The sequence below is a fragment of the Streptomyces sp. NBRC 110035 genome, assembly GCF_000829695.1.
In the GTDB taxonomy this organism is placed as follows: Bacteria; Actinomycetota; Actinomycetes; order Streptomycetales; family Streptomycetaceae; genus Streptomyces.
In genome coordinates this window covers 1-22,823 of record NZ_BBNN01000042.1, presented here as the reverse complement: position 1 = coordinate 22,823, position 22,823 = coordinate 1, and the positions used below count along the sequence as shown (strand labels likewise).

The 22,823-nt window shown below is 71.3% G+C and carries 21 protein-coding genes, 7 tRNA genes and 2 pseudogenes; 21 read left to right on the top strand and 9 right to left on the bottom strand.

The genetic code is table 11. The features are described from left to right. The first annotated feature begins 156 nt into the window (after positions 1-156). Both cobA and TU30_RS27590 read left to right on the top strand, forming a co-directional pair. A complete protein-coding gene (gene cobA, locus TU30_RS27595) occupies positions 157-1,440 on the top strand; it encodes a uroporphyrinogen-III C-methyltransferase (protein WP_042174955.1) in 1,284 nt (427 codons plus the stop codon). Between the two features lie 111 nt (positions 1,441-1,551). Further along, positions 1,552-2,397: an RNA methyltransferase gene (locus tag TU30_RS27590; protein WP_042174953.1), complete on the top strand. Its 846-nt coding sequence runs from the start codon at positions 1,552-1,554 to the stop codon at positions 2,395-2,397. A gap of 83 nt (positions 2,398-2,480) precedes the next feature. Here TU30_RS27590 and TU30_RS27585 read toward each other — a convergent pair. Further along, positions 2,481-3,895, bottom strand: a pseudogene (locus tag TU30_RS27585) (serine/threonine-protein kinase); the annotation flags it as partial. 196 nt (positions 3,896-4,091) lie between these two features. Here TU30_RS27585 and TU30_RS27580 point away from each other — a divergent pair. The 4 genes and pseudogenes from TU30_RS27580 to TU30_RS27565 form a co-directional block, all read left to right on the top strand. Then, positions 4,092-4,375 (top strand): annotated as a pseudogene (locus TU30_RS27580) (hypothetical protein); the annotation flags it as partial. A 229-nt stretch (positions 4,376-4,604) separates the two neighbouring features. Further along, positions 4,605-4,814 carry a hypothetical protein gene (locus TU30_RS27575; protein ID WP_042174944.1) on the top strand — a complete coding sequence of 70 codons (210 nt, stop codon included), beginning with the start codon at positions 4,605-4,607 and terminating at the stop codon, positions 4,812-4,814. Between the two features lie 369 nt (positions 4,815-5,183). Then, positions 5,184-6,116: an aminoglycoside phosphotransferase family protein gene (locus TU30_RS27570; RefSeq protein WP_042174942.1), complete on the top strand. Its 933-nt coding sequence runs from the start codon at positions 5,184-5,186 to the stop codon at positions 6,114-6,116. An 80-nt stretch (positions 6,117-6,196) separates the two neighbouring features. After that, a complete protein-coding gene (locus tag TU30_RS27565; protein WP_078878554.1) occupies positions 6,197-6,490 on the top strand; it encodes a zf-TFIIB domain-containing protein in 294 nt (97 codons plus the stop codon). Between the two features lie 62 nt (positions 6,491-6,552). Here TU30_RS27565 and TU30_RS27560 read toward each other — a convergent pair. The 5 genes from TU30_RS27560 to TU30_RS27540 form a co-directional block, all read right to left on the bottom strand. Next, a tRNA-Val gene (locus TU30_RS27560) sits at positions 6,553-6,624 on the bottom strand. A 43-nt stretch (positions 6,625-6,667) separates the two neighbouring features. Next, positions 6,668-6,739, bottom strand: a tRNA-Val gene (locus tag TU30_RS27555). A gap of 19 nt (positions 6,740-6,758) precedes the next feature. Next, positions 6,759-6,830, bottom strand: a tRNA-Val gene (locus TU30_RS27550). 1 nt (position 6,831) lies between these two features. Then, a tRNA-Cys gene (locus TU30_RS27545) sits at positions 6,832-6,905 on the bottom strand. Between the two features lie 36 nt (positions 6,906-6,941). Next, a tRNA-Gly gene (locus TU30_RS27540) sits at positions 6,942-7,014 on the bottom strand. Positions 7,015-7,169: 155 nt separating this feature from the next. Between TU30_RS27540 and TU30_RS27535 the strand changes: the two genes are divergently transcribed. From TU30_RS27535 to TU30_RS27525, 3 genes are all read left to right on the top strand, one after another. Beyond that, positions 7,170-8,222 carry a chorismate-binding protein gene (locus tag TU30_RS27535; RefSeq protein ID WP_042174938.1) on the top strand — a complete coding sequence of 351 codons (1,053 nt, stop codon included), beginning with the start codon at positions 7,170-7,172 and terminating at the stop codon, positions 8,220-8,222. Then, positions 8,219-9,040: an aminotransferase class IV gene (locus TU30_RS27530; RefSeq protein WP_042174936.1), complete on the top strand. Its 822-nt coding sequence runs from the start codon at positions 8,219-8,221 to the stop codon at positions 9,038-9,040. Before TU30_RS27535 ends, TU30_RS27530 begins: the two co-directional genes overlap by 4 nt. Positions 9,041-9,117: 77 nt before the next feature. Continuing rightward, positions 9,118-9,960, top strand: coding sequence for a GNAT family N-acetyltransferase (locus TU30_RS27525; protein ID WP_042174934.1), 843 nt, complete (start codon positions 9,118-9,120; stop codon positions 9,958-9,960). A gap of 21 nt (positions 9,961-9,981) precedes the next feature. Here the strand turns inward: TU30_RS27525 and TU30_RS27520 are convergent, their stop codons facing one another. Next, a complete protein-coding gene (locus TU30_RS27520; RefSeq protein WP_042174932.1) occupies positions 9,982-10,503 on the bottom strand; it encodes a DsbA family protein in 522 nt (173 codons plus the stop codon). Positions 10,504-10,809: 306 nt separating this feature from the next. Between TU30_RS27520 and TU30_RS27515 the strand changes: the two genes are divergently transcribed. Continuing rightward, positions 10,810-11,322 carry a hypothetical protein gene (locus tag TU30_RS27515; RefSeq protein ID WP_370626716.1) on the top strand — a complete coding sequence of 171 codons (513 nt, stop codon included), beginning with the start codon at positions 10,810-10,812 and terminating at the stop codon, positions 11,320-11,322. A gap of 210 nt (positions 11,323-11,532) precedes the next feature. After that, complete coding sequence (locus tag TU30_RS36620; RefSeq protein WP_167353808.1) at positions 11,533-11,685, top strand: hypothetical protein; 153 nt, start codon at positions 11,533-11,535, stop codon at positions 11,683-11,685. An 89-nt stretch (positions 11,686-11,774) separates the two neighbouring features. Here the strand turns inward: TU30_RS36620 and TU30_RS27510 are convergent, their stop codons facing one another. Together TU30_RS27510 and TU30_RS27505 are read right to left on the bottom strand one after the other, a co-directional pair. Next, positions 11,775-12,335 (bottom strand): CGNR zinc finger domain-containing protein, encoded by a 561-nt coding sequence (locus tag TU30_RS27510; protein WP_042174930.1) that lies wholly within the window; start codon positions 12,333-12,335, stop codon positions 11,775-11,777. Positions 12,336-12,616: 281 nt separating this feature from the next. Further along, positions 12,617-13,030 (bottom strand): SsgA family sporulation/cell division regulator, encoded by a 414-nt coding sequence (locus TU30_RS27505; protein WP_004002642.1) that lies wholly within the window; start codon positions 13,028-13,030, stop codon positions 12,617-12,619. A 191-nt stretch (positions 13,031-13,221) separates the two neighbouring features. Between TU30_RS27505 and TU30_RS27500 the strand changes: the two genes are divergently transcribed. The 10 genes from TU30_RS27500 to TU30_RS36225 form a co-directional block, all read left to right on the top strand. Further along, positions 13,222-13,683 carry a TIGR02611 family protein gene (locus tag TU30_RS27500; protein WP_042174926.1) on the top strand — a complete coding sequence of 154 codons (462 nt, stop codon included), beginning with the start codon at positions 13,222-13,224 and terminating at the stop codon, positions 13,681-13,683. Between the two features lie 78 nt (positions 13,684-13,761). Continuing rightward, positions 13,762-13,833: transfer RNA gene (locus TU30_RS27495), tRNA-Val, on the top strand. A 424-nt stretch (positions 13,834-14,257) separates the two neighbouring features. Further along, entirely contained in the window at positions 14,258-15,571 is a 1,314-nt protein-coding gene (locus TU30_RS27490) for an ABC transporter substrate-binding protein (protein ID WP_042174924.1), read from the top strand. Further along, the gene (locus tag TU30_RS27485; protein WP_042174922.1) at positions 15,571-16,572 is read left to right on the top strand and encodes a carbohydrate ABC transporter permease; all 1,002 of its coding nucleotides are present in this window, start codon (positions 15,571-15,573) and stop codon (positions 16,570-16,572) included. Before TU30_RS27490 ends, TU30_RS27485 begins: the two co-directional genes overlap by 1 nt. Next, positions 16,569-17,501 carry a carbohydrate ABC transporter permease gene (locus TU30_RS27480; protein ID WP_042174920.1) on the top strand — a complete coding sequence of 311 codons (933 nt, stop codon included), beginning with the start codon at positions 16,569-16,571 and terminating at the stop codon, positions 17,499-17,501. Before TU30_RS27485 ends, TU30_RS27480 begins: the two co-directional genes overlap by 4 nt. A gap of 12 nt (positions 17,502-17,513) precedes the next feature. Then, positions 17,514-18,140, top strand: coding sequence for a hypothetical protein (locus TU30_RS27475; protein ID WP_042174917.1), 627 nt, complete (start codon positions 17,514-17,516; stop codon positions 18,138-18,140). 99 nt (positions 18,141-18,239) lie between these two features. Then, positions 18,240-20,975, top strand: a complete 2,736-nt coding sequence (locus TU30_RS27470; protein ID WP_042174915.1) for a hypothetical protein — start codon at positions 18,240-18,242, stop codon at positions 20,973-20,975. A gap of 60 nt (positions 20,976-21,035) precedes the next feature. Next, positions 21,036-21,485 carry an SRPBCC family protein gene (locus TU30_RS27465; protein ID WP_042174913.1) on the top strand — a complete coding sequence of 150 codons (450 nt, stop codon included), beginning with the start codon at positions 21,036-21,038 and terminating at the stop codon, positions 21,483-21,485. A 39-nt stretch (positions 21,486-21,524) separates the two neighbouring features. Further along, a tRNA-Val gene (locus tag TU30_RS27460) sits at positions 21,525-21,599 on the top strand. Between the two features lie 571 nt (positions 21,600-22,170). After that, on the top strand, positions 22,171-22,823 hold a 653-nt coding region (locus TU30_RS36225), incomplete at its 3' end, for a DUF6444 domain-containing protein (RefSeq protein WP_158719380.1).

Genomic DNA, 22,823 nt, shown 5'->3' with positions numbered 1-22,823 from the left:
CGGGGTGGGACGCGGCGGCAGGTGTTCCGTCGCGGTCGTCCCACCCCCCCCGCCGTACGCTGATCCCGCAACCGCACATCCACACACCGCACGTCAGGGCCGCTCCAGTGTCGTAGCGCCCCTCGCACGCCCGCCTGTACGAGGAGCCGCAGCCTCATGGCCGAACACCCCGCCTATCCCGTGGGCCTCCGCCTCACCGGCCGTCGAGTCGTGGTGCTCGGCGGCGGCCAGGTCGCCCAGCGCCGGCTGCCCGCCCTCATAGCGGCCGGCGGGGACATCGTCCTGATCTCACCCGAGGCGACACCTTCCGTGGAGGGGATGGCGGACGCCGGTGAGATCACCTGGGAACGGCGCCGCTACGCCGAGGGCGACCTCGCGGACGCCTGGTACGCGCTGATCGCCACCAGCGACGGCGAGGCCAATGCCATCGCCTCCGCCGAGGCCGAAAACCACCGCGTCTGGTGCGTCCGCTCCGACGACGCGGACCGGGCCACGGCCTGGACCCCGGCCACCGGGCACAGCGAGGGAGTCACGGTCGCCGTCCTCACCACGAACGCCAGGGGCCGCGACCCCCGCCACACCGCCGCGATCCGCGACGCCGTGGTCGAGGGCCTGCGCGACGGCACACTCGTCGCCCCGCACCACCGCACCCGCACCCCGGGAGTCTCCCTCGTCGGCGGAGGCCCCGGCGACCCGGACCTGATCACCGTGCGCGGACGCCGACTGCTCGCCGAGGCGGACGTCGTCATCGCCGACCGGCTCGGCCCGCGCGACCTGCTGGCCGAACTCCCGCCGCACGTCGAGGTGATCGACGCGGCGAAGATCCCGTACGGCCGGTTCATGGCACAGGAGGCCATCAACAACGCGCTGATCGAGCACGCCCGGCAGGGCAAGTCGGTCGTCCGGCTCAAGGGCGGCGACCCGTACGTCTTCGGCCGCGGCATGGAGGAGCTCCAGGCGCTCGCCGAGGCGGGCATCCCGTGCACCGTGGTCCCCGGTATCTCCAGCTCCGTCTCGGTCCCGGGCGCCGCCGGGATTCCGGTCACCCACCGCGGCGTGGCCCACGAGTTCACCGTGGTCAGCGGCCACGTCGCGCCCGACGACGAGCGTTCCCTGGTCGACTGGCCGTCCCTGGCGAAGCTGACCGGCACCCTGGTGGTACTCATGGGTGTCGACAAGATCGGCCGGATCGCCGAGACCCTCGTGGCGCACGGCAGGTCCCCGGACACCCCGGTCGCCCTCGTCCAGGAGGGCACCACGGCCGCCCAGCGCCGCGTCGACGCCACCCTCGCCACGGTCGCCGGGACCGTCCGCGCCGAGGAGGTCAAGCCGCCGGCGGTCATCGTCATCGGCGAGGTCGTGCACGTCGGCCCCCCGGCCGCGCAGGCCGCGCAGCCTTCACAGTCCGCGCAGCCCTCTCGGCCCGCGCAGTCCTCGTAAGCCCGCGCAGTCCTCGCGGACCCGGGCGACGTACCCGAAAACAACCCCCGGTGCCGACGGCCGGACCCGGCCGTCGGCACCACACCACCCAGGACGAGGCAGTATCACCCCGTGGTCGATCTCATCACCGTCGAGGACCCCGACGACCCGCGCCTGCACGACTACACGAACCTGACCGACGTGGAGCTGCGCCGCACACGCGAACCCGCCGAGGGCCTGTTCATCGCCGAGGGCGAGAAGGTCATCCGACGGGCCAGGGACGCGGGCTACGAGATGCGCTCCATGCTGCTCTCGGCCAAGTGGGTCGACGTCATGCGCGACGTCATCGACGAACTCCCCGCGCCGGTCTACGCCGTGAGCCCGGAACTCGCCGAACAGGTCACCGGCTACCACGTGCACCGCGGCGCGCTCGCCTCCATGCAGCGCACCCCCCTGCCCACGGCGGCCGAACTGCTGCACACCGCCCGCCGGGTGGTGATCATGGAGTCGGTCAACGACCACACCAACATCGGAGCCGTCTTCCGCTCGGCGGCGGCCCTCGGCATGGACGCGGTCCTGCTCTCCCCGGACTGCGCCGACCCGCTCTACCGCCGCAGCGTCAAGGTCTCCATGGGCGCGGTCTTCTCCGTGCCGTACGCCAGGCTGGACAGCTGGCCCAGAGGGCTGGAACCGGTCCGCGAGGCGGGCTTCGCACTCCTGGCCCTGACCCCCGACGAGAAGGCCCGCAGCCTCGACGAGGTCGCCCCGCACCGGATGGACAGGGTCGCCCTCATGCTGGGCGCGGAGGGCGCCGGGCTGACCACCCGGGCCCTGGCCGCCGCCGACGAACGGGTCCGCATCCCGATGTCCCACGGCGTCGACTCGCTCAACGTGGGCGCGGCGGCCGCGGTCGCCTTCTACGCGACGGCGACGGGCCGGCCGACGGCACAGGACGCGGTGAGCCCACCGGCGCCGTGAGCACACCGGGGCCGCTGCCGGGGCGCGGCGCGGGCACGGACCACGGGCGGGCACCCGGGCAGGGGGCCGGGCGGTGACTCGTACGGCGTCGGCGGTCCCGAGCCGGCCGGCGCCCTGCTCCAGCGGCCGGTGGCCGTCTGGTCCCCGCGGTCGTCGCCGAGGCCGCGGACCGGCCTTCCGGTCAGCCCTGGATCAGGGCGATACCGGCCGCGACCACCAGTGTCACCACGACGAACACGAACAGTCGCTGTGCGAGCAGCCGCGGATTGGCCGGCCGCAGGCCGGTACCCCTCGTCCGGGGCCCGGGACGACGGGAGCCGGTATCCGACCGCGTCGGGTTCCGTGACCCCGATGCGGACCGGGAACCGGACGTCGACCGTGACCCGGACGAGGACCGGGAACCCGATGTCGACCGTGACCCGGACGGCCTGCCGCCGCGCGACGACGGCACGCTCCGGTCACCGCGCCGCGGCGGCGCTCCGCCTCCGGCCGGACCCGTACCGCGACCCGGGGTCGCGCCGTGCGGCGGGGGAGTGGCCCGGCCCTCGGACGCGCCCTGCTGCCCCGTCGCGCGGCGCTGCGCACGGTCCGGATAGGTGCCGGCCAGACGCCCGGCCCCCCGCTCGGACTCCGCGCCGCGCGGAATCGGCGGACGTACGTCGGTGAATCCCTGCCCCTCCCGCGTGGCGATCTCCTTGAGCCGCAGCGACAGCTGGAGTGTGCTGGGCCGCTCCTCGGGGTCCTTCGCGAGGCACGCGCGCACGAGCGGCGCCAACGCGTCCGGGACATCCTGGAGATGAGCCTCCTCGTGCACCACGCGGTACAGCATCACCTCCGAACTGCCGTGCCCGAAGGGCGAGTCGCCCATCGACGCGTACGCCAGCGTGGCACCCAGCGAGAACACGTCCGTGGCCGGTGTGACGGCCGCGCCCCGCACCTGCTCCGGCGCGAGGAAACCGGGTGAGCCGACCGCCGTACCGACGTGGGTGAGCGTCGAGGCGCCGGTGGCCCAGGCGATGCCGAAGTCGATGATCCGCGGCCCCTTCGGGGACAGCAGGATGTTGGACGGTTTCAGATCCCGGTGCACGACCCCGGCCTCGTGCACGGCCACCAGCCCTTCCGACAGGGCCGCGCCGACCGCGGCGACCTCGGCCGCCCCGAGCGGCCCCCCGTCGGCGACCCGGTCGTGCAGCGACGGGCCGGGAACGTACTGGGTGGCGAACCAGGGCCGGTCCGCCTCGAGGTCGGCGGCCACCAGCCGGGCCGTGCACCCGCCACGGATGCGGCGCGCCGCGGACACCTCCCGCGCGAACCGCGAACGGAACTCCTGGTCCTCCGCCAGATCGGGCCGGATGACCTTCAGCGCGACGCGCTGCCCCTTCTTGTCGGAGCCGAGATAGACGACGCCCATCCCACCCGCGCCGAGCCGTCGGTGAAGCCTGAAAGAGCCGACGACGCGCGGGTCCTCGCGCCTCAGGCGCATCATCGCCATGTTCATCCCCGCTGCCCGGTCCTGTGACGTGCCACAGCTTACGTTTCCCCGGGCGCCCCTGCGCAGAGGCCGCGCCCTCTCGCAGCGACGGATTGTCAGTGCCGGGTGGGACACTTGAAGAGTGGTCGGGGGACGTGCGGACAGGCCGGGTTCGCAGGTCGCGCTGGCCCCAACCACTCGACGCCGAAGGGTGATTGATCAAATGAAGGGTGACCGGGTGGAGATAGTCGTGGACGCGGGGGACACGACGCGCACGTACGAGGTGGTGGCGAGCAGGGCGGGCCGCAGAGTGGAGACAGCGGTGCGCCGGGGCGTGGTCGAAGTGAGTGAAGTCACGCGTACGGGAACGGCGGTGCGCACGGCCAGGTTCATGGCGAACCGGGTCCTCGCGCTGGTCGAGCACCCGGTGCCGCGGGTGGACGACTCGGAGACATGAGCGACGAGAAGGGGCGGACCGGACGCCCCCTCGGGGATGTCCCTGACACGGAGGGGCCCGTCTCCACCCAGGGGAGTACGCCGCAGGTCATGGCTCATCCTCCGGGAGGCCCGGCAATCGGTACGAGGGCATGACGTCCGGGAAGTGCCGGGCACCTAGATTTGAGGTCGAGCGGCGGGTGCGGTACTCGTCCTCCGAGGTCAGACGCCCGCCGCTGCCGAAGGTTCGCACACGGCACCCGAGGCACCGCGACAACAAGAAACGGTCAGGAGAGGGCTCATGGCCCACACGGCATCGCGGACAGTCGTCCGCACACGGGCACACAAGGCGGGCGCCGCCATGTTCCGCCCGAGCCGCGAGGGCCGTCGCCACCCCGTGGTGGCGACACTGATGGCTCTTCCCCTGGCGGTCCTGCTCCTCCTCGTCTTCGACGGGTGGGAGACAGTGGCCACACAGGCGTCGTCCGTGGGAGAGATGCTGGGGCGCTGAGCGGCGACCCCAGGCCCGGAAGAGCGGTCCGGGCGGGGACATCCACCCATGAAACCCCGTGGGGACGGGGGTGCGGCGGACGGCAGGAATGCCGGCGCAGCTGGGGAGCTGCGCCGGCATCTCTCCGCGCCCGAACCGGTGTGCCCCTTCGCGGAGGCGGCCGCCGGCCGCGGGGGGTCCCCGACGCGTGGCCGCGGTGCCTACGGGGGTGTTGCGGCGGACGGTGTTCGGGAGCGTCGCCGAGTCGCGCGGCCGCCACCGCCCACCGGTGCCTCGTCACTGCGGGCATCCGTGTCTCCCCCGGCGTCACCGGCCAACGCCGGTCACGCCCCCGCGTACCCTCTCCCCAGACCGCACCCAGGGAGCCCCGTGACAGCCACCACCCTCCTTACCGAACTCACCGCCCGGGCCGAAGGCATCGCCCATGCCCGCACCCCCGCCTGCTCCTGCGGAGCCGGCGGCACCCTCGCCGACCGCCCCGACGGCACCGTCGTCCGGCACGCGGACACCGTCGCGAAGGCCCACGCACCGGACGCCGACGCCGCCGGGCTGACCCGGCGCCTCGCCCTCGCCTCCCACCTCCCGGACGTGTTCCTGCCCCCGCTCGGTCCGGCACCGGCCGACCTGCGCGGCAGGCTCGTGACCTTCTGGCCGTACGGCATCCCGGTCGACCCGGACGATCCCGACGCCGCCCCCTGGGAAGCCGTCGGTACGCTGCTCGCCCTGCTGCACCGCGCACCCGTCCCCGAGTCGGCGCCGGTCATGCGCGGCCCCCACAAGGCGGCCCGTGCCGTCGCCGGGCTCCACCCGATCGGCCCCCACCCGGCCGTGGCCCCCGTACTGGCCGCCTGGGCGACCCTGCCGGCCTGGGCGCGCGCCGAGGCACCCATGCCGCGGCCGGCCGCCCTGTGTCACGGCGACCTCCACCTCGGCCAGCTGGTACGGGTCCCCGGAGGGGCCTGGCGGCTGATCGACGTCGACGACCTGGGAGCGGGCACCCCGGCCTGGGATCTCGGGCGACCCGCCGCCTGGTTCGCCTGCGGGCTGCTGGAGCCGCAGGAATGGGGGCGGTTCCTCGACGCCTACCGGGCCGCGGGCGGGACCGCACTCGACGCCGCAGGCGATCCCTGGGCCGTCCTGGACGTCCCGGCCCGTGCCCTCACCGTGCAGACCGCCGCGCGGACGGTCACCAAGGCGGTGGCGGACGGGCGGTCCCTGGACGAGGTGGACCACGCCCTGGTCGACGCCTGCCGGCGAATAGCCGCGGTCCCGGCCGAATCGGCGCACGAATCGTCGAAGTAGGGTGCAACCGACCGCAGTGGGACAGAGTCTGTCCTGGAGACACCTGAACCAGGTCCGACCGGCGAGGAGTTGAACCGATCATGCAGTGTCCGAAGTGTCGTGCGCCGATGCACACCTACAACCGCAACGGTGTCCAGATCGAGCAGTGCAGCGGCTGCCGAGGGATCTTCCTCGACTACGGCGAGCTGGAGTCGCTGACCCGGCTGGAGTCGCAGTGGTCCCAGCAGGCCGCACCGCCGCCTCCCGCGGCCCCGCAGGCGTACCCGGCGGCACCCCGGCCCGCGTGGGGCGCCCCGCACGGCGGTCACCACGGGGGCCACCACTACGGCCACCACCGGCACAAGGGCTTCGGCCGCATGCTCTTCTCGTCCTGAGCGGGCCCTGGCACGACGACGGAACCCCCGGCCGCTCAGGCGGCCGGGGGTTCCGGGCGGTGTGGACGATACTGGGATTGAACCAGTGACCTCTTCCGTGTCAGGGAAGCGCTCTCCCGCTGAGCTAATCGTCCTCGGGGCCACGATCACTCCGAGGAGCGGATCATGGGCGGTGCGTGCGCGATACTGGGATTGAACCAGTGACCTCTTCCGTGTCAGGGAAGCGCTCTCCCGCTGAGCTAATCGCGCGGAGGATCCGAAGATCCAGTGGACGATACTGGGATTGAACCAGTGACCTCTTCCGTGTCAGGGAAGCGCTCTCCCGCTGAGCTAATCGTCCATGGAGGTGGAGACGGGATTTGAACCCGTGTAGACGGCTTTGCAGGCCGTTGCCTCGCCTCTCGGCCACTCCACCAGGAGTGCGGGGGCCCGGGAGGCCCCCGATCCTTCGAGCGGACGACGAGATTCGAACTCGCGACCTCAACCTTGGCAAGGTTGCGCTCTACCAACTGAGCTACGTCCGCCTGTCGGTCCGGCCCGCTTGCGCGTTCCGGCGACGTGCTGAACTCTAGCGGATTCCGGGGCCAGCACAAAAACCCGTTTGTGCAGCGTGCTGCGCTGCGCCTGCTCACGGACACGGCCGGGCCACCTCGACGACCCCCGCCATAGACTCGACGGCGTGCTCGATCCGACACCTCTCGCCCGCTTCGGCAACCGCGTCGCCACCGGCCTCCTCGACGTCACCGACGACCCGGCCGCCCTGGAGTCGCACGGATTCTGGGCCGTCTGCGCGGACTTCGAGGGCCGTCTGACCTGCGCGCGCTTCCGCGACGTACGCGAGCAACAGGTGCCCGTGCCGGTTCCGGGCGACTGGCGCGGGCCGGTCGCCGGTGACTGGACGTCCTCCCTGGACCACGCCGCGTACGTGGCCGGCGTGCGGCGCGTCCGCGAGCACATAGCCGCCGGCGAGGTGTACCAGGCCAACCTCTGCCGTGTACTCTCCGCCCCCGTCCCGGCCGACGCCGACGTGGACGCCCTCACCGCCCTGCTGGCCCGCGGCAACCCGGCACCGTACGCAGGAACGATCCGCCTGCCGGGGCACGGTGTCGAGATCGCCACCGCCTCACCCGAGCTCTTCCTGAGCCGCCGGGGGCGCGTCGTCGAGTCCGGGCCGATCAAGGGGACCGGACGCACCGAGGCCGACCTCCTCGAGAAGGACTACGCGGAGAACGTGATGATCGTCGACCTGGTCCGCAACGACCTCGGCCAGGTCTGCGCCACCGGCAGCGTCACCGTGCCCGACCTGTGTGCCGTCGAGAAGCATCCGGGGCTGGTGCACCTGGTGTCGGCGGTACGGGGTGAACTGCGCTCCGGGGCCGGCTGGCCCGAGCTGTTCGCCGCCGCGTTCCCGCCCGGGTCCGTCACCGGCGCGCCCAAGTCGAGCGCCCTGCGCATCATCGACGCACTGGAGCCGGTGCCCCGGGGCCCGTACTGCGGGGGCATCGGCTGGGTCGACGCCGACCGGGGCACCGGTGGCCTCGCGGTGGGCATCCGTACCTTCTGGATCGACCGGGAGCCGGACGGCGGAGCCCGGCTCCGGTTCGGTACCGGCGCCGGCATCACCTGGGGTTCCGACCCGGAGGGGGAGTGGCGGGAGACCGAGCTGAAGGCGTCCCGGCTGCTCACGGTAGCGTCGGGCGGGTACGAGACGAATGAAGGGACCCCGAGGTGAAGATCTGGCTCGACGGCGGGCTGCAGGACACCGAGTCCGCCCGCGTCTCCGTCTTCGACCACGGCCTGACCGTGGGCGACGGCATCTTCGAGACGGTGAAGGCCGTGAACGGCAGGCCGTTCGCGCTGACCCGGCATCTCGACCGGCTGGCCCGCTCGGCCCGGGGCCTCGGCCTGCCCGAACCCGACCTCGACGAGGTCCGCCGTGCCTGCGCGGCCGTTCTCGAGGCCAACCCGATGCCGCTCGGCCGGCTGCGCATCACCGTCACCGGCGGCCACGGACCCCTCGGGTCCGACCGCGGCGAGCGCGGCCCGACCCTCGTCGTCGCCCTGGGCGACACCACCCGCCGCCCCGACTCCACCGCCGTGATCACCGTCCCGTGGACCCGCAACGAACGCGGCGCCCTCACCGGCCTGAAGACCACCTCCTACGCCGAGAACGTCGTCGCCCTCGCCCGCGCCCGCGAACAGGACGCCTCCGAGGCGCTGTTCGGCAACACCGTCGGCCGGCTCTGCGAGGGCACGGGGTCCAACGTCTTCGTCGTCCTGGACGGCGAGATCCACACCCCGCCGGTCACCTCCGGCTGCCTCGCGGGCATCACCCGGGCGCTGGCCGTCGAGTGGACCGGCGCCGCCGAGACCGATCTGCCGCTGGACGTCCTCCAGCGGGCCGACGAGGTCTTCCTCACCTCCACCCTGCGCGACGTGCAGGCCGTGCACCGCGTCGACGCCCGTGAACTGCCCGGTGCCCCGGGCCCGGTGACGGCCAAGGCCATGCGGATCTTCGACGAGCACGCGGCGGCCGACCTCGACCCGTGAGGAGGCAGGGGCCCGGGCACGGGACCGGTACGTGCCATGCGGCTGATCCGGGCGGCCGCATGGGTAGAACACCCGTGATGACCACGACCCTGCGGCCGACCGAGCCGCTCCAGCAGAACTCCGACGGTACGCGCTCCCGCCACTACCAGGTGTGCGTCAACAGCCGTCCCGTCGGACGCGTACACATCGGTACGCATCCCGTCTTCGGCGACGCCGTGGCACGGATCACGAGCCTGCAGATCGAGGAGCCGGACCGCAGACGCGGCCGGGGCACGGTGGCCGCGCTCGCCGCCGAGGAGATCGCGCGCGGCTGGGGCTGCCGCCGCATCGAGGCAACGGTCCCCGCCGAAGGGGAGGGGGCAGGGGCGGCCGGGCCCGCGTTCCGCCTGGCCACGGCGCTCGGCTACGTCGTGCGCAACCACACCATGGAGAAGGCGCTGGGGGACGCTCCGCCCGCTCTGCCGGAGGGCAGCCGCGGACGGCCGATGACCGACGCCGAGTACGGTCCGTGGTCGGCCGCGAGCGAGACGGCGTACGCGCGAAGCTGGACCGAACGCGGTGTGCCGGAGGCCGAGGCGCGAGCCAAGGCGGCCAAGGACCGCGCCACCCTGCTGCCCGGCGGACGGGACTCGGAGGGCATGATCCTCAGCGTCCTCGAACAGGAGGGCACCCCGGTGGGCACCCTGTGGCTCTCGGTACGTGCGGAACGGGCCTTCGTGTTCGACGTCGAGGTCGGCGCCGCGCACCGCGGCCGGGGGCACGGGCGCTCCCTCATGCAGCTCGCCGAGACGCAGTCGGTCGCGGCGGGGAAACGCGTCCTCGGGCTCAACGTCTTCGCGGGCAACACCCCGGCGGAGCGGCTCTACGCCTCACTCGGCTACGGGACGACGCAGTGCACGATGCACAAGCACCTGCTGTAGGGACCGGGCGGAACTCCCCGGTCAGCCGTCCTGTCCGGCGAGGAGCCGGTCCGCGATCCCCTCGACGCGCTCGCGCAGGCCCTCCTGGCTCTTGCCGCCGTCGAGACGCTCGCCGCCGATGACATAGGTCGGGGTGCCGGTCACCCCGATCGCCCTGCCCTCGGCCTGGTCGGCGTCCACGATCAGGATGTGCCGGCCGTCGATCAGCGCGGTGTCGAACTCCTCGGCGTCCAGACCGAGCTCCCGGGCCACCTCGACCAGGAAGGGTTCGCCCCCACGGTCCAGCTCCGCGACCCGCCCCAGCACGGCCTCGGCATAGGCCCAGCCCTGCCCCTGCCCGGCCGCCTCCTCGAAGGCCTGGGCGGCGGCGAAGGCGTGCTTGTGCTTCTCCAGCGGGAAGTGCCGCAGCCGCAGCTCCAGACGGTCGCCGTACCGGGCACGCAGGGCGCGGAGGTCGTCGAGGGCGTCACGGCAGTCCGAGCACTGCAGCTCGCACCACACGTCGAGCACGGGGGCGGCACGGCCGGAAGAGGAGTCACTCATGACCGACAGTCTTCCAGCCCCGCCCCGCGGCACCCAACCGGACCTGGTGATGGTCGGGCCTGCGGTTCTGCGGGTCTGGGGTTCTGCCGGTCTGCGGGCCTGCGGGGCTGCCCCGGCGGTTCACGCAGGAGGGGCCGACGACGCGGCCACGGAGCGGAGGAGGGAGGCGACGCGATCCGGGACCCTCTGCTCGAGCGGAGTCGAACACGGGGGAGTGCGCGGTACCGGCACCTGCGGAGGAGCCGACCCGGAGATGTCCCTGATCTAGGGCCGGAGCATGGCCCGGCGGGGTCGGGAAGGTGCAGGATGGAAGGGACGAACTGCCCGATGCCGCCGAACCCCTGCCTGGAGGACCGGATGATTGCCGAGACCGTCTGCTCCGCCGTGTCCGCGGCAGGCCTGGGCATCGCGCTGATCACCGCCTACCGCAAGCGTTTCCTCACCGCGACCCGTGTCGCCGCCTATGCGCTCGTTCCCGTCGGCCTGGTGATGACCGGTGTCGTCGAGTGGCTGGCCGACACCGCCATCAGCCCCACCGCCTGGGTCGGCTTCGGCGTGCTGGGCCTGTCCTGGGTGCTGTTCATGACCACGCGCGCGGTGGAGCGCCGGCGCGGCGGCACCCGCCAGGAGCGGAAGGAAGGCAAGCAGCAGCGCCGTACGGGCGGAGCGTCCGCGCAGCCCGGAGCGGTGGCACCCACGGCCTCGGCCCCCTCCCTGGGCCCCGGCTCCCGTCAGGCCGCGCCCCGACCCGCGGCCGCGCCCAAGAACGACGACGACTTCAGCGACATCGAGGCGATCCTCAAGAAGCACGGCATATGAAGGTGGCGCAGACGGACGCGCCGACACCGCACCGCAGGTGACGGGTGTGACGCGGCAGCGGACGGAAACGGACCGAAGCGTCACAGGCGGTCCCGGGGCATGCGTAAACGATCACAATCCGGACCATGAGTGGCGTAAACGACGCGCGTGCGTTCAGTCCGTGAGTGGCGATCGCGTCGGGTGCTCCCGGTGCGTCATGATCGCCGCGAGATGCTGGACACGACACAGAGCGAGGCCGCGCCGCCGCAGGACGAGCCGCGCGGATGCCTCTTCGCCCTTTCCCAGCCACCGCTGATGATCTTCCTTGCGGTGATCGGGTGTCTGCTGCTCACGGCTGCCCTGCACGACCTGCTCTGGCTGTGAGCCGTACCCGCGGTACCCGGCGCCACCCGTCGGGACCGCGTCGGCACGGCGTCGAGAGGCCCTCCGCCGCTACGCCCGGCATACGCGGCTCAGCCCGCCGCCTCCTTGCGTCGCGCCCGGTAGGCGGCGACGTGCAGGCGGTTGCCGCAGGTGCGGCTGTCGCAGTAGCGGCGTGAGCGGTTGCGGGAGAGGTCGACGAAGGCGTGCCGGCAGTCCGGGGCCTCGCAGCGCCGCAGCCGTTCCTGCTCGCCGGCGACCACGAAGAACGCCAGCGCCATCCCGCAGTCGGCCGCCAGGTGATCGCTGACCGAGGCGCCGGGGGCGAAGTAGTGCACGTGCCAGTCGTAGCCGTCGTGGTTGGTGAGCCGGGGCGTGGTGCCCGCGGCCGCGACCAGTTCGTTGATCAGGTTGGCGGCGCTGTGGGCGTCGGGAGCGGCGAAGACCGACGCGAACCGTCCGCGGATCCTGCGCACCGCCGAGAGATCGAACTCCGTGAGGACCCCGACCTCGCTGACCTCGTGGCTGCGTACGAAGGCCTCGAGAGCCGGGACGTCCGGCAGTCCGTCCGGTGCCGAGTCGTCCTCCGGCGCGGAGTTCACCAGATCCACCACGGTGTCCAGCGCGCACCGGGTGTCGTGGGTGATCAGCACGATTCGCTCCCTGGCCTGATGGTCGGGCGGGCGCCCGCCGATGCTGGCCGATGGTAGTGGCTCCCGCGAGCCGGTGAGCGTCCCTCGCTCGCACACGGCTTCGAACGCGGCTGGGGAACGCCCATCGGTTCGCCGGAGTGTCCCGCCGGGACCGCGCACAGCACAACGGCGCCGACCGCGGTGCTCCGCGGCGTCGGCGCCGTTGCGTGCCGTCGCACGGCTGTCAGGGCCCGAGCCGTCACCCCGAGTCGACGGCGCCGGGCAGCTTGGTGAACCCTCGCCTAGCTTTCCGCCAGAATGTGCGAGAGCTCCTGATCGAGATCGAAGTGCCGGTGTTCCGTGCCGGGGGGCACGGCGGCGTCCGTACGCTTCAGGAAGGACTCCAGAGCCCGTGCCGGGGCCTCGAGCAGAGCCTCGCCCTCCGGAGAGCTCAGGGCGATGCAGACGACGCCCTGACCATGACTGCGCGACGGCCAGACGCGGACGTCGCCGGTGCCCGTGGGGCGGTGCAGCCCCTCGGCGAGGAGGTCGCGGGCGAACACCCACTCGACGGTTTCCTCGGCTCCGGTGTGGAAGGTGGCGTGCACGGCGTAGGGGTCGGCCGTGTCGTACCGCAGGCCTGCGGGGACAGGCAGGGAGGACTCGCTCGACACAACGAGGCGCAGGTGCAGCTCGCAGCTGACCGTGGTGTTCATAAGCGCCAGGGCCTTTCGCTCAGTGTGCGCTCGGGGATTCGCACGTCGGCGAAATCGACATGCCACCTACGGTGCCGTTGTAAACCCCTCTGAGTGTTTTGCGTGGATTTACGTAACTCAACCGGCCGAGAGATCGTTCGCGAGCCGCGTCCGTTCCAGTGACGTGATGGGCTCCGGTAGTGTTTGGCTGTATGAACACGGGGAGTCACACACCCGGCGAGGCGGCCGTGACGGCGGATCGAGCGGGGACGAACAGGGCCGGCCAGGCATCGGACGAGCGGGCGCTGGGTTCCAGGGCGCCGGCCTTCGTCAAGGCGCGCCGCACCTTGCATCTGAGCTGGCAGGTGGGCGTCTTCATCGTGGGGCTCGCGGTCGTGCTGGCCGGCGCCGCCATGCTGGTGCTTCCCGGGCCGGGCTGGGTGGTGATCTTCGGCGGCATGGCGATCTGGGCGACCGAGTTCGTCTGGGCCCAGCTGGTGCTCCGGTGGACCAAGCGCAAGGTCACCGAGGCGGCGCAGCGCGCGCTCGATCCCCGGGTGCGGCGCCGGAACATCATTCTGACCACCGTCGGGCTCGTGGTCGCGGCCGTGCTGGCCGGGGTCTACCTGTGGAAGTTCGGCCTCGCGATGCCCTGGAAGATCGAGAACCAGTGAGCCCCGGCGGAGGCGCGGCCGCCGGTCTCCGCCCGTCACGGGCACTCCCTGACATGGGGTAATGTTCTTCCTGCGTCCGGGCGATTAGCTCAGTGGGAGAGCGCTTCGTTCACACCGAAGAGGTCACTGGTTCGAACCCAGTATCGCCCACCGGATCGCGCCGCGGCCCGGCTCACCGAGAGTGAGCCGGGCCGCGGCGCGTCTGGATCCGTTCCCCGGCCGTCGCTCCAGTGCGTGACGGGCGAGTCCGTGCGCCCCCCCACCGGTTCGCCCGCGCCGGTCCGGTCGGGTGAGACCCTCCCGGCTGCGCCGCCCTTCACTCAACCGTGACCTTCCGGACTCCGTGTTCCGGTGGGCCTCGTGGCGTTCGGTCCGTCGACCGGACCGCGTGGACCTGGGTGTTCGTACTCGTTCCCGCCAAAAGGGCGGGGTCCGTCGAGGGCGGCGTCCGGCCGGTGCGCCCATCAATTCCTGTCCGAATCATTGACGCGCCCGTGGGTCCTCCGTACTTTGTGCCAGCAAGCGCTTACTTGAAACGATTCATGAGGCGGACGCGACGGCGCGGGAGGCTCCTATGCAGCAGAGCGGGAATTCGGAAGGGCGGGTTGCGAGGCGGGCCGGGAGGCGTACGGTCCTCAAGGCGGCGGGGGCCTCGCTGGCCGTCGCGGGGCTGGGTGCCACGGCCACCGCGTGCGGCGGCGGAAGCGGATCGGGCGACGGGACGGTGACGCTCCGTTACTCCTGGTGGGGTGCCGAGGACCGGGCCGAGCGCATCAACAAGACCATCGCGCTCTTCGAGAAGAAGTACCCGAAGATCAAGATCAAGACCGACTTCCAGCCCTACCCCGACTTCTGGAAGAAGTTCAACACGCAGGCCTCCGGGGGGAACCCGCCGGACGTTTTCCAGAATGCCATCGGATTCCTGCGCAAGTACGACGCGAAGAATGTGCTGCTCGACCTCAGTGGCCAGGTGAAGGCCGGCAACCTCTCCATGGACGGGTTCCGGGCCGGCCTGGAGAAGTTCGGCGAGGTGGACGGCAAGCTCCTCGGTGTGCCCGTGGGGTCGAACTCGCTGGCCCTGGTCATCGACAAGCCGGTCTACACCCGGGCCGGCGTCAAGCCCGAACAGGGGTGGACCTGGGACGACTTCGACGACGCGATGGTGAGGATCCGCGACAAGGCCGGCCGCGCCGGGGACAGCGGAATGTACGGCGTCATGTACCTCTACGACCTGTACCTGCGGCAGAACGGCAAGGCGTTCTTCACCGAGGACGGCCTGGGCTTCACCGAGGCGGATCTGACCCGGTGGTGGACCAAGGCCGAGAAGGGCGTCAGGACCGGCCTGTTCGCCGACCCGAAGAAGGTCGCCCAGATCAAGCCCAAGTCGGCGCTCTCCGCCGAACTCGCCGGAAGCGAGTTCACCTGGGACAACTTCACCGTCCGCTACACCTCCGAGGGCAAGAGCGAGTACGGCCTCGCCCCCATTCCGACCACGGACGGCAAGAAGACCGGCCAGTACCTCGGCTCCCTGATGCTCAGCGCCTCCAGGCGCACCCAGCATCCCAAGGAGGTCGCCCAGTTCATCGACTTCATGGTGCACGACCCCGAGGTCGCCAAGATCATGGGCTACGACCGCGGTGTGCCCACGACGCAGGCGCAGTACGACGCGTACCAGCCGACCGACCCGGTCAACAAGGCGATCGCCGCGTACGAGGAGTCCCTCGTCGAGGCCGGCGTCCTGGAACCGATCACCCCGCACCCGAACGGCGCCGACATCTGCGAGGCCGCCTTCCTGCGCATCGCGGAGGAACTCGGCCTGGGCAAGCGCTCCGTGGCGGACGCGGTCAAGCAGTTCTTCACCGAGTCGAAGACGGCTCTCGCCGGCTGATGGGAAGCGCCGTGACACACGCCCCTGCGACGGAGGGCCCCACCCGGGACTCCGAGCCGCGGCACGGTCCGGTGACGTCCCCGCACCCCGCCGCCCTCAAGCGGCGGGGCCGCCGGGAGAACCTGGCCGGCTACCTCTTCATGTCCCCCTGGATCGCCGGGTTCCTGCTGCTGACGGCAGGCCCGATGGCCGCCTCGCTCTACTTCGCGTTCACCGACTACAACCTGTTCGACGCCCCCCGGTGGACAGGCCTCGACAACTTCTCCGAGATGTTCGCCGACCCACGCTGGCGCCACTCGGTGCAGGTCACGCTCTGGTACGTGGCCGTCGGCACGCCGATCAAGCTGATCGCGGCGCTCGGGGTGGCGCTGCTGCTCGCCCAGAAACGGCGCGGACAGGCCTTCTACCGGGCCGCCTTCTACGCGCCCTCGCTGATCGGGGCGAGCGTCTCCGTCGCCATCGTCTGGAAGGCGATCTTCTCCGACGACGCGATCGTCGACCGTGCGCAGAAGCTCTTCGGCGTCGACGTCGGCGGCTGGACCGGTGACCCGGACCTGATCATCTACAGCCTGGTGGCGCTCACCGTCTGGCAGTTCGGCGCCCCCATGGTGATCTTCCTGGCCGGCCTGAAGCAGGTGCCGCGCGAGCTGTACGAGGCGGCGGACGTCGACGGAGCGGGCAGGCTGCGGCAGTTCTGGAACATCACCCTGCCGATGATCTCCCCGGTCCTCTTCTTCAACGTGCTGCTGGAGACCATCCACTCCTTCCAGATCTTCAGCTCGGCCTACATCGTCGGCGGCGGCGCCGGAGGCAACGCCTGCGGTCCCGCGGACGGAACCATGGTCTACACCTGTTACCTGTACGTCCAGGGCTTCGAGAACAGCCGGATGGGCCTGGCCTCCGCCATGGCGTGGATGCTGCTGGCCGGGGTCGCCCTGGTCACCGCGGTGCTCTTCTGGTCCCAGAAGCGCTGGGTGCACTACGAGGAGGGCGGCCGATGAGCTCCCCCGACATCTCTGCTCCGCTCGGTCGGGGGACACCCCCGCCGGCCCCCGACGGCGGACCGGCCCGGTCCACGAGGGCGGGTGCCTTCCGGCGCCGCCTGCCCGGCTCGCTCGCCTGGCACATCGGGTCACTGGCGATCCTCGCGGTGATCCTCTATCCGGTGATCTGGGTCGTCGGCGGGTCCTTCAAGAACAGCGAGGACATCGTCGGCAGCCTGGACCTCTTCCCGGCCGACCCGATCACCTCGAACTACACGAGCCTCGCCGACGGCATCGCGGACATCCCGATCTCCACGTTCTTCTTCAACTCGCTCTTCCTCGCGGTGGGTTCCGTTATCGGGATCGTGGTGTCCTGCTCGCTGACCGCCTACGCCTTCGCGAAGATCAGGTTCGTCGGCCGCAATCTGCTCTTCACGCTGATGATCGGCACCCTGCTGCTGCCGTACCACGTCCTGCTGATCCCGCAGTACGTGCTCTTCCGCAACATGGACATGATCAACACGTACACCCCGCTCCTGCTGGGGAAGTACCTGGCCACGGAGGCGTTCTTCGTCTTCCTGATGGTGCAGTTCATGCGCAACCTGCCGAGGGAACTCGACGAGGCGGCCCGGCTCGACGGCTGCGGGCACCTGCGCATCTACTGGTCGATCGTGCTCCCGCTGTGCCGGCCGGCCCTGATCACCAGTGCCATCTTCACCTTCATCAACGCCTGGAACGACTTCATGGGCCCGTTGATCTACCTCAACGAGCCCGGCAAGTACACCGTCTCGCTCGGGCTGAAGATGTTCGTCGACCAGGAAGCGCTGGCGAACTACGGTGGCATGATCGCCATGTCCCTGGTGGCGCTGCTGCCGGTGCTGGCCTTTTTCCTGGCCTTCCAGCGCTATCTCATCGACGGCATGGCCACGTCCGGCCTGAAGGGCTGAGGAGGACCGATCATGCCGGAGGCGCACGCCGGGACCCGTACCGCACGCCGTGGCGGTGGGAGCCGGGCCGCACGTGGCGAGTCACCGCTCGCCGGGAGGTTCGCCCTGTTCGCCGAGTGCCTGCTCACCGGGGTGTGGATCGCGGTGGCCTCACTCCCGCTGGTCACCTACCCCGCCGCGTTCGCGGCCGGGTCGCGGCACCTCGGGCGGCAGCTCGCCCATGAGCGTGGCGGACTGCGGGAGTTCGCGGCCGACTTCCGGTCGGCGCTGCGCGGCGGGTGGCTCGTCGGCCTCGCCGGGTGGGCCGCCCTCGCCGTGGTCCTGGTGGACGTGCGGGCCGTACGGGCCGGGCTGCCGGGCGGTGCACTCGTGGGCGCCGTCGGCGTGCTCGCCCTCATCGCCGCGGTCGTCGCCGGACTGCGCGCGGCGGCCTCCTGGCAGCCCGGTGACTCCTGGCGGTCGCTGCTCGCCGGGGCCGGCCGCCGCACCGTGCTCGACCCCGCCGGATCCTTCCTGGTCGTCGGCGGGCTGGCCGTGGTGGTCTGCTCCGCCTGGTTCAGCGCGCCGCTCGCCCTGCCCGTCCTCGGAGCGGTCGCGGCGGCGGCCGTCGCCGTGGAGGAGCGCTACCGGCACCGCTGACGGGCGGTGCCTTCCGTACCAGGTCCGGCGCCCCGGCGCCGCTCCTTTGTCTGTCATGCCCTTGACATCCTCTTGCGTCCCGCACGGAAAGGAAAGGCCATGTCTCCCATCCCCCGCAGGTCCCTCCTGAAGGCAGCCGCCGTCGCAGGCGCCGCCGCCCAGTTCAGCTGGGCCCTCGGCAGCCGAGACGCCGCCGCCGCGCCGAGAGCCGAGACCGCCGCCGACGGCCCCGTGACCCTGGACTGGCTCGAGGACGGCGGCCTGGGCGCGGCGCCCGGATCCACCGTCGGCGTGCCCTGGCCCAAGGGCGCCCACCAGGACGACCAGACCTTCGCGCTGACCGACGCGGACGGCAGGGCCGTACCCGTACAGTCCTGGCCCCTCGCCTACTGGCCCGACGGCTCCCTGAAGTGGACCGCGCACGCGGTGAGTTCCGGCACCGGCAAGCTCACCCTGACCGCCGGCACCCCCGCACCACCCGAGCGGAAGGTCACCGTCGACCGGCGCGGCGGCACCATCGGCATCTCCACCGGGGTCATCACCGCGAGGATCGCCAAGTCCGGCGCCACCATCGTCAAGTCCGTCACCCGCGGCTCCACCGAGATCGCCCGAAACGGGCGCCTCGTCCTGCTGAGCCAGCCCGAGTTCGAGGACGGCGACCAGACAGCCGTCAGGACCGAGCGCTTCGACGGCGCCGTCGACGGCGTCACCGTCGAACAGGAGGGGCCGGTCCGCGCCGTCGTCCGCGTCGACGGCAAACACCGCAAGGGCCGCCGCGGCTGGCTGCCCTTCTCCGTCCGCCTCTACTTCTACGCGGGCTCCGACTCCTTCCGCATGGTGCACACCATCACCTACGACGGCACGCAGGAACCCGGCAAGGCGAGCGGCGACTTCATCCGCGGCATCGGCGTCCGCTTCACCGTGCCCCTGCGCGACGAGGCCTACGACCGCCACATCCGCATCGGCGGTGAGGGCACAGGACTGCTGCGCGAGGCCGTCAAGGGCATCACCGGACTGCGCCGGGACCCGGGCGCCGCCGTGCAGGCCGCCCAGTTCGCCGGTGAGAAGCTCCCCGACCCCGCCACCTGGGACCAGCGGGTCACCACCCGCCTGCAGTACATCCCCGAATGGGGCGACTACACCCTCTCCCAGCTCTCCGCCGACGGCTTCGCCCTGCGCAAGCGCACCAAGAAGGGCCACGGCTGGATCCCGGCCGGCGGCGGCCGGCGCGCCTCCGGTTTCGGTTACGTCGGCGGAGTCGGCGGCGGACTCTCCTTCGGCCTGCGCGACTTCTGGGAGAAGCACCCCGCCCAGCTCGACATCCGCGACGCCCACACCGACGCGGCCGAGGTCACCCTCTGGCTCTGGTCGCCCGAGGCGCAGCCCATGGACCTGCGCTTCTACCACGACGGCATGGGCCAGGACACCTTCCCCGAACAGCTCGAAGGCCTCAACATCACCTACGAGGACCACGAGCCCGGGTTCGGCACCCCCTACGGCATCGCCCGTACCTCCGAACTCCTCTTCTGGGCGAACGAGTCGACCCCGAGCGCCGAGAGACTCGCACAACAGGTCGAGGCCGTCCGCGTCCTCCCACAACTCGCCGCCCCGCCGGAACAGCTCATCGGTGCCAAGGTGTTCGGCCCCGGCCTGTTCTCCGCACCCGACCGCTCCACCCCGGCCAAGGCGAAGATCGAGGACCACCTCGACTTCCTCTTCACCTACTACAAGGACCAGGTGGAGATGCGCCGCTGGTACGGCTTCTGGGACTACGGCGACATCATGCACACCTACGACACCGCCCGGCACCAGTGGCGCTACGACGTCGGCGGCTACGCCTGGGACAACTCCGAACTCTCGCCGGACCTCTGGCTCTGGTACGCCTACCTGCGCTCCGGCCGCGCCGACATCTTCCGCTTCGCCGAGGCGATGACCCGGCACACCGGCGAGGTCGACGTCTACCACCTGGGCCAGTGGGCCGGCCTCGGCACCCGGCACGGCGTCCAGCACTGGGCCGACAGCGCCAAGCAGCAGCGCATCGCCAACACCACCTACCGGCGCTACTACTACTTCCTCACCGCCGACGAACGCGTCGGCGACCTCATGCACGCCAACGTCGACTCCGACGAGACCTTCCTCGTCCTCGACCCCATCCGCAAGATCCGCACCGAGCCGTACACCCCCGACCGGCACGCCCTGTCCATCGGCTTCGGCACCGACTGGAGCGGCCTGGTCTCGGCCTGGCTCACCGAATGGGAACGCCGGGGCCCGAAGTGGCAGAAGGCCAGGGCGCGTGTCCTGTCGACCATGGAGACCATCGCCGCCCAGCCCAACGGGTTCGTCCAGGGCACCGGACTGTACGACCTGGACACCGGGAAGTTCGCCATCGCCGAGGAACCCGTGGTCGGCGTCTCCCACCTCTCGGCCGTCTTCGGCCTGAACGAACTGTGCGCCGAACTCATCGACCTGGTCGACATGCCGGCCTTCAACGAGGCGTACTACGACTACTGCCGCTACTTCAACGCGAGCAAGACGGAACAGGCGGCCCGCTACGGCTCCCACTTCGGCAGCCTGATCCTCTTCCAGGGCCACTCCCGCCTCGACGCCTACGCCGCCGTGCAGACCGGCGACGACCGGCTCGCCGACCGGGCCTGGGACAAGTTCTACAACTCCGACGGTTACAGGGAATCCGCCCCCTGGAAGACCGAGAAGGTGACCGGCCCCACCGCCCTGGTCGCCGGCAGCGAGGCCGCCTGGGTGTCCACCAACGACACCGCGCTCTACGGCCTCGCCGCCATCGAGAACCTCGCTCTGCTGGGCGACCGAATGCCGTAGAAGGAGACAAGGGGCCGTAGGAGACCGTACGCACCGGGCGCGGGCGGGCAGACTCCCTCCATGGACCGCAGCCGTTACCGCTTCCTCAGTCTGTGGAGCCTGCCCGCGCCCGCCGGGCCGGTGTACCGCGCCCTGGAGCACATCGAGGACTATCCCCGCTGGTGGCCGCAGGTGCGTGAGGTCACCCGGCACGACGCCGTCGGCGGGGCCGTGCGGATCCGCTCCGTACTGCCCTTCGACCTGAGGACGGCCCTGCGCGAGACACGGCGCGACCCCGTAGCCGGAATCCTCGAAGTGCACCTGTCCGGGGACCTCGACGGCTGGGCCCGCTGGACCGTCGCCCCCGCCGGCCCCGCCGGCACACTCGCCCGCTACGAGCAGGAGGTCGACGTCCGCAAGCCCCTCCTGCGCCGCCTCGCCGTGCCCGGGCGTCCCCTCTTCCGCGCGAACCACGCCCTGATGATGCGCTCCGGGCGGCGCGGCCTGGCCGCCCACCTCCGAGCGGTTTGAACCGAGCCCGCCCGGCCCTGTATGGTTCACTGCGTTCCCGGGCGATTAGCTCAGTGGGAGAGCGCTTCGTTCACACCGAAGAGGTCACTGGTTCGAACCCAGTATCGCCCACCATAGAAGGCTTACTAGAACATGGGGCCGAATCAACGCCCCCTAGCAGGACTTCGATGGTGTCCAACGCAGGTCCCTTCCCCGTATGGGGGAGGGACCTGCTGTTGTTCTGGGCCCCAGGCTGCTGCCTGGCAACCTGAACGGCGTGGAGACGTGCGAACGGCTCCTGAAGGTCGTGGTCGGCGACCTGGTCCTCGTCGACGTAGAGCCCGTGGAAGATCGCTTGGTTCAGTAGGCGTCGCTGGTCGTCATCGCAGCGGCGATACAGCTCCTGGGGGTTCTCCAACAGCCGTAGGCAGACATCGATCAGACGGGCGCCCTCGGAGAGGTCTTGACCAGCCTCTGTGAGCCGCTCCTTGAGGTGCTGTCGCTGGCGTTCGATGTCGCGCAGTTTCGCCTTGATCTTGGCTTGCGGCAGAGTGCCGTCGGCTGCCAGTTCGTGACTGTTTAGGACGGCTGCTGAGTTGCGGCGATGCCGTTCGGGGTGGCCGTTCCGGTCGGGTAGGTTGATCTTGTATCCGTCAGCCCGCCGTCGCCGCCTTCCTACGAGGAGCTGGCCACGCTGGTCACGGAGTTGAAGCTCCTGGTGTCCGCGCAGGCGGAGCGGATCGCGGAGCTGGAGCGGCAGGTCGCCGTCAACTCGCGCAACTCCTCCAAGCCGCCGTCGAGTGACGGGCTGCGCAAGAAGCCCGCGCCGAAATCGCTACGCAAGGCGTCTGGCCGTAAGCCGGGTCGGGCCAAGGGGGATCCGGGTGGCCGGCTGGAGCAGGTCTGCGACCCGGACGCGATAGTCGATCACCATCCGTCCGCGTGCGACGGCTGCGGGAACACGCTGTCGGGTGTGGCGAGTTCGGGGTATCGGGCCCGGCAGGTCTTCGATCTGCCCGAGATCACGCCGGAGGTCACCGAGCACCGGCTGCACCAGGTCCGCTGCGGCTGCGGGCACGTGACCGCAGCGGTGGCTCCCGGGCAGGTCAGCGCGGCCGCCGTGTACGGACCCGGTGTCCGGGCGGCGATCTGCTACCTGTCGGCGTATCAGCACCTGCCGGCGAAGCGGCTGGCCGAAGCGATGGGATCGATGTTCGCCCTGCCGATCTCGACGGGCACCGTCCTGTCGGTCCTGGCCCGCGCCCATGACGGTCTCGCCGGCTTCGAAGCCCAGGTCAAAGAGCATCTGGCCACCGCTCCCGTCGCGCACGCGGACGAGTCCGGGGTGCGGGTCGCGGG

Excerpts from the sequence above, each read along its gene's own strand:
- cobA (WP_042174955.1), top strand. The coding sequence starts at position 157 with ATGGCCGAACACCCCGCCTATCCCGTGGGCCTCCGCCTCACCGGCCGT.
- TU30_RS27575 (WP_042174944.1), top strand. The coding sequence starts at position 4,605 with ATGGCCCACACGGCATCGCGGACAGTCGTCCGCACACGGGCACACAAG.
- TU30_RS27565 (WP_078878554.1), top strand. The coding sequence starts at position 6,197 with ATGCAGTGTCCGAAGTGTCGTGCGCCGATGCACACCTACAACCGCAAC.
- TU30_RS27525 (WP_042174934.1), top strand. The coding sequence starts at position 9,118 with ATGACCACGACCCTGCGGCCGACCGAGCCGCTCCAGCAGAACTCCGAC.
- TU30_RS27520 (WP_042174932.1), bottom strand. The coding sequence starts at position 10,503 with ATGAGTGACTCCTCTTCCGGCCGTGCCGCCCCCGTGCTCGACGTGTGG.
- TU30_RS27515 (WP_370626716.1), top strand. The coding sequence starts at position 10,810 with ATGGAAGGGACGAACTGCCCGATGCCGCCGAACCCCTGCCTGGAGGAC.
- TU30_RS36620 (WP_167353808.1), top strand. The coding sequence starts at position 11,533 with ATGCTGGACACGACACAGAGCGAGGCCGCGCCGCCGCAGGACGAGCCG.
- TU30_RS27505 (WP_004002642.1), bottom strand. The coding sequence starts at position 13,030 with ATGAACACCACGGTCAGCTGCGAGCTGCACCTGCGCCTCGTTGTGTCG.
- TU30_RS27500 (WP_042174926.1), top strand. The coding sequence starts at position 13,222 with ATGAACACGGGGAGTCACACACCCGGCGAGGCGGCCGTGACGGCGGAT.
- TU30_RS27490 (WP_042174924.1), top strand. The coding sequence starts at position 14,258 with ATGCAGCAGAGCGGGAATTCGGAAGGGCGGGTTGCGAGGCGGGCCGGG.
- TU30_RS27485 (WP_042174922.1), top strand. The coding sequence starts at position 15,571 with ATGGGAAGCGCCGTGACACACGCCCCTGCGACGGAGGGCCCCACCCGG.
- TU30_RS27480 (WP_042174920.1), top strand. The coding sequence starts at position 16,569 with ATGAGCTCCCCCGACATCTCTGCTCCGCTCGGTCGGGGGACACCCCCG.
- TU30_RS27475 (WP_042174917.1), top strand. The coding sequence starts at position 17,514 with ATGCCGGAGGCGCACGCCGGGACCCGTACCGCACGCCGTGGCGGTGGG.
- TU30_RS27470 (WP_042174915.1), top strand. The coding sequence starts at position 18,240 with ATGTCTCCCATCCCCCGCAGGTCCCTCCTGAAGGCAGCCGCCGTCGCA.
- TU30_RS27465 (WP_042174913.1), top strand. The coding sequence starts at position 21,036 with ATGGACCGCAGCCGTTACCGCTTCCTCAGTCTGTGGAGCCTGCCCGCG.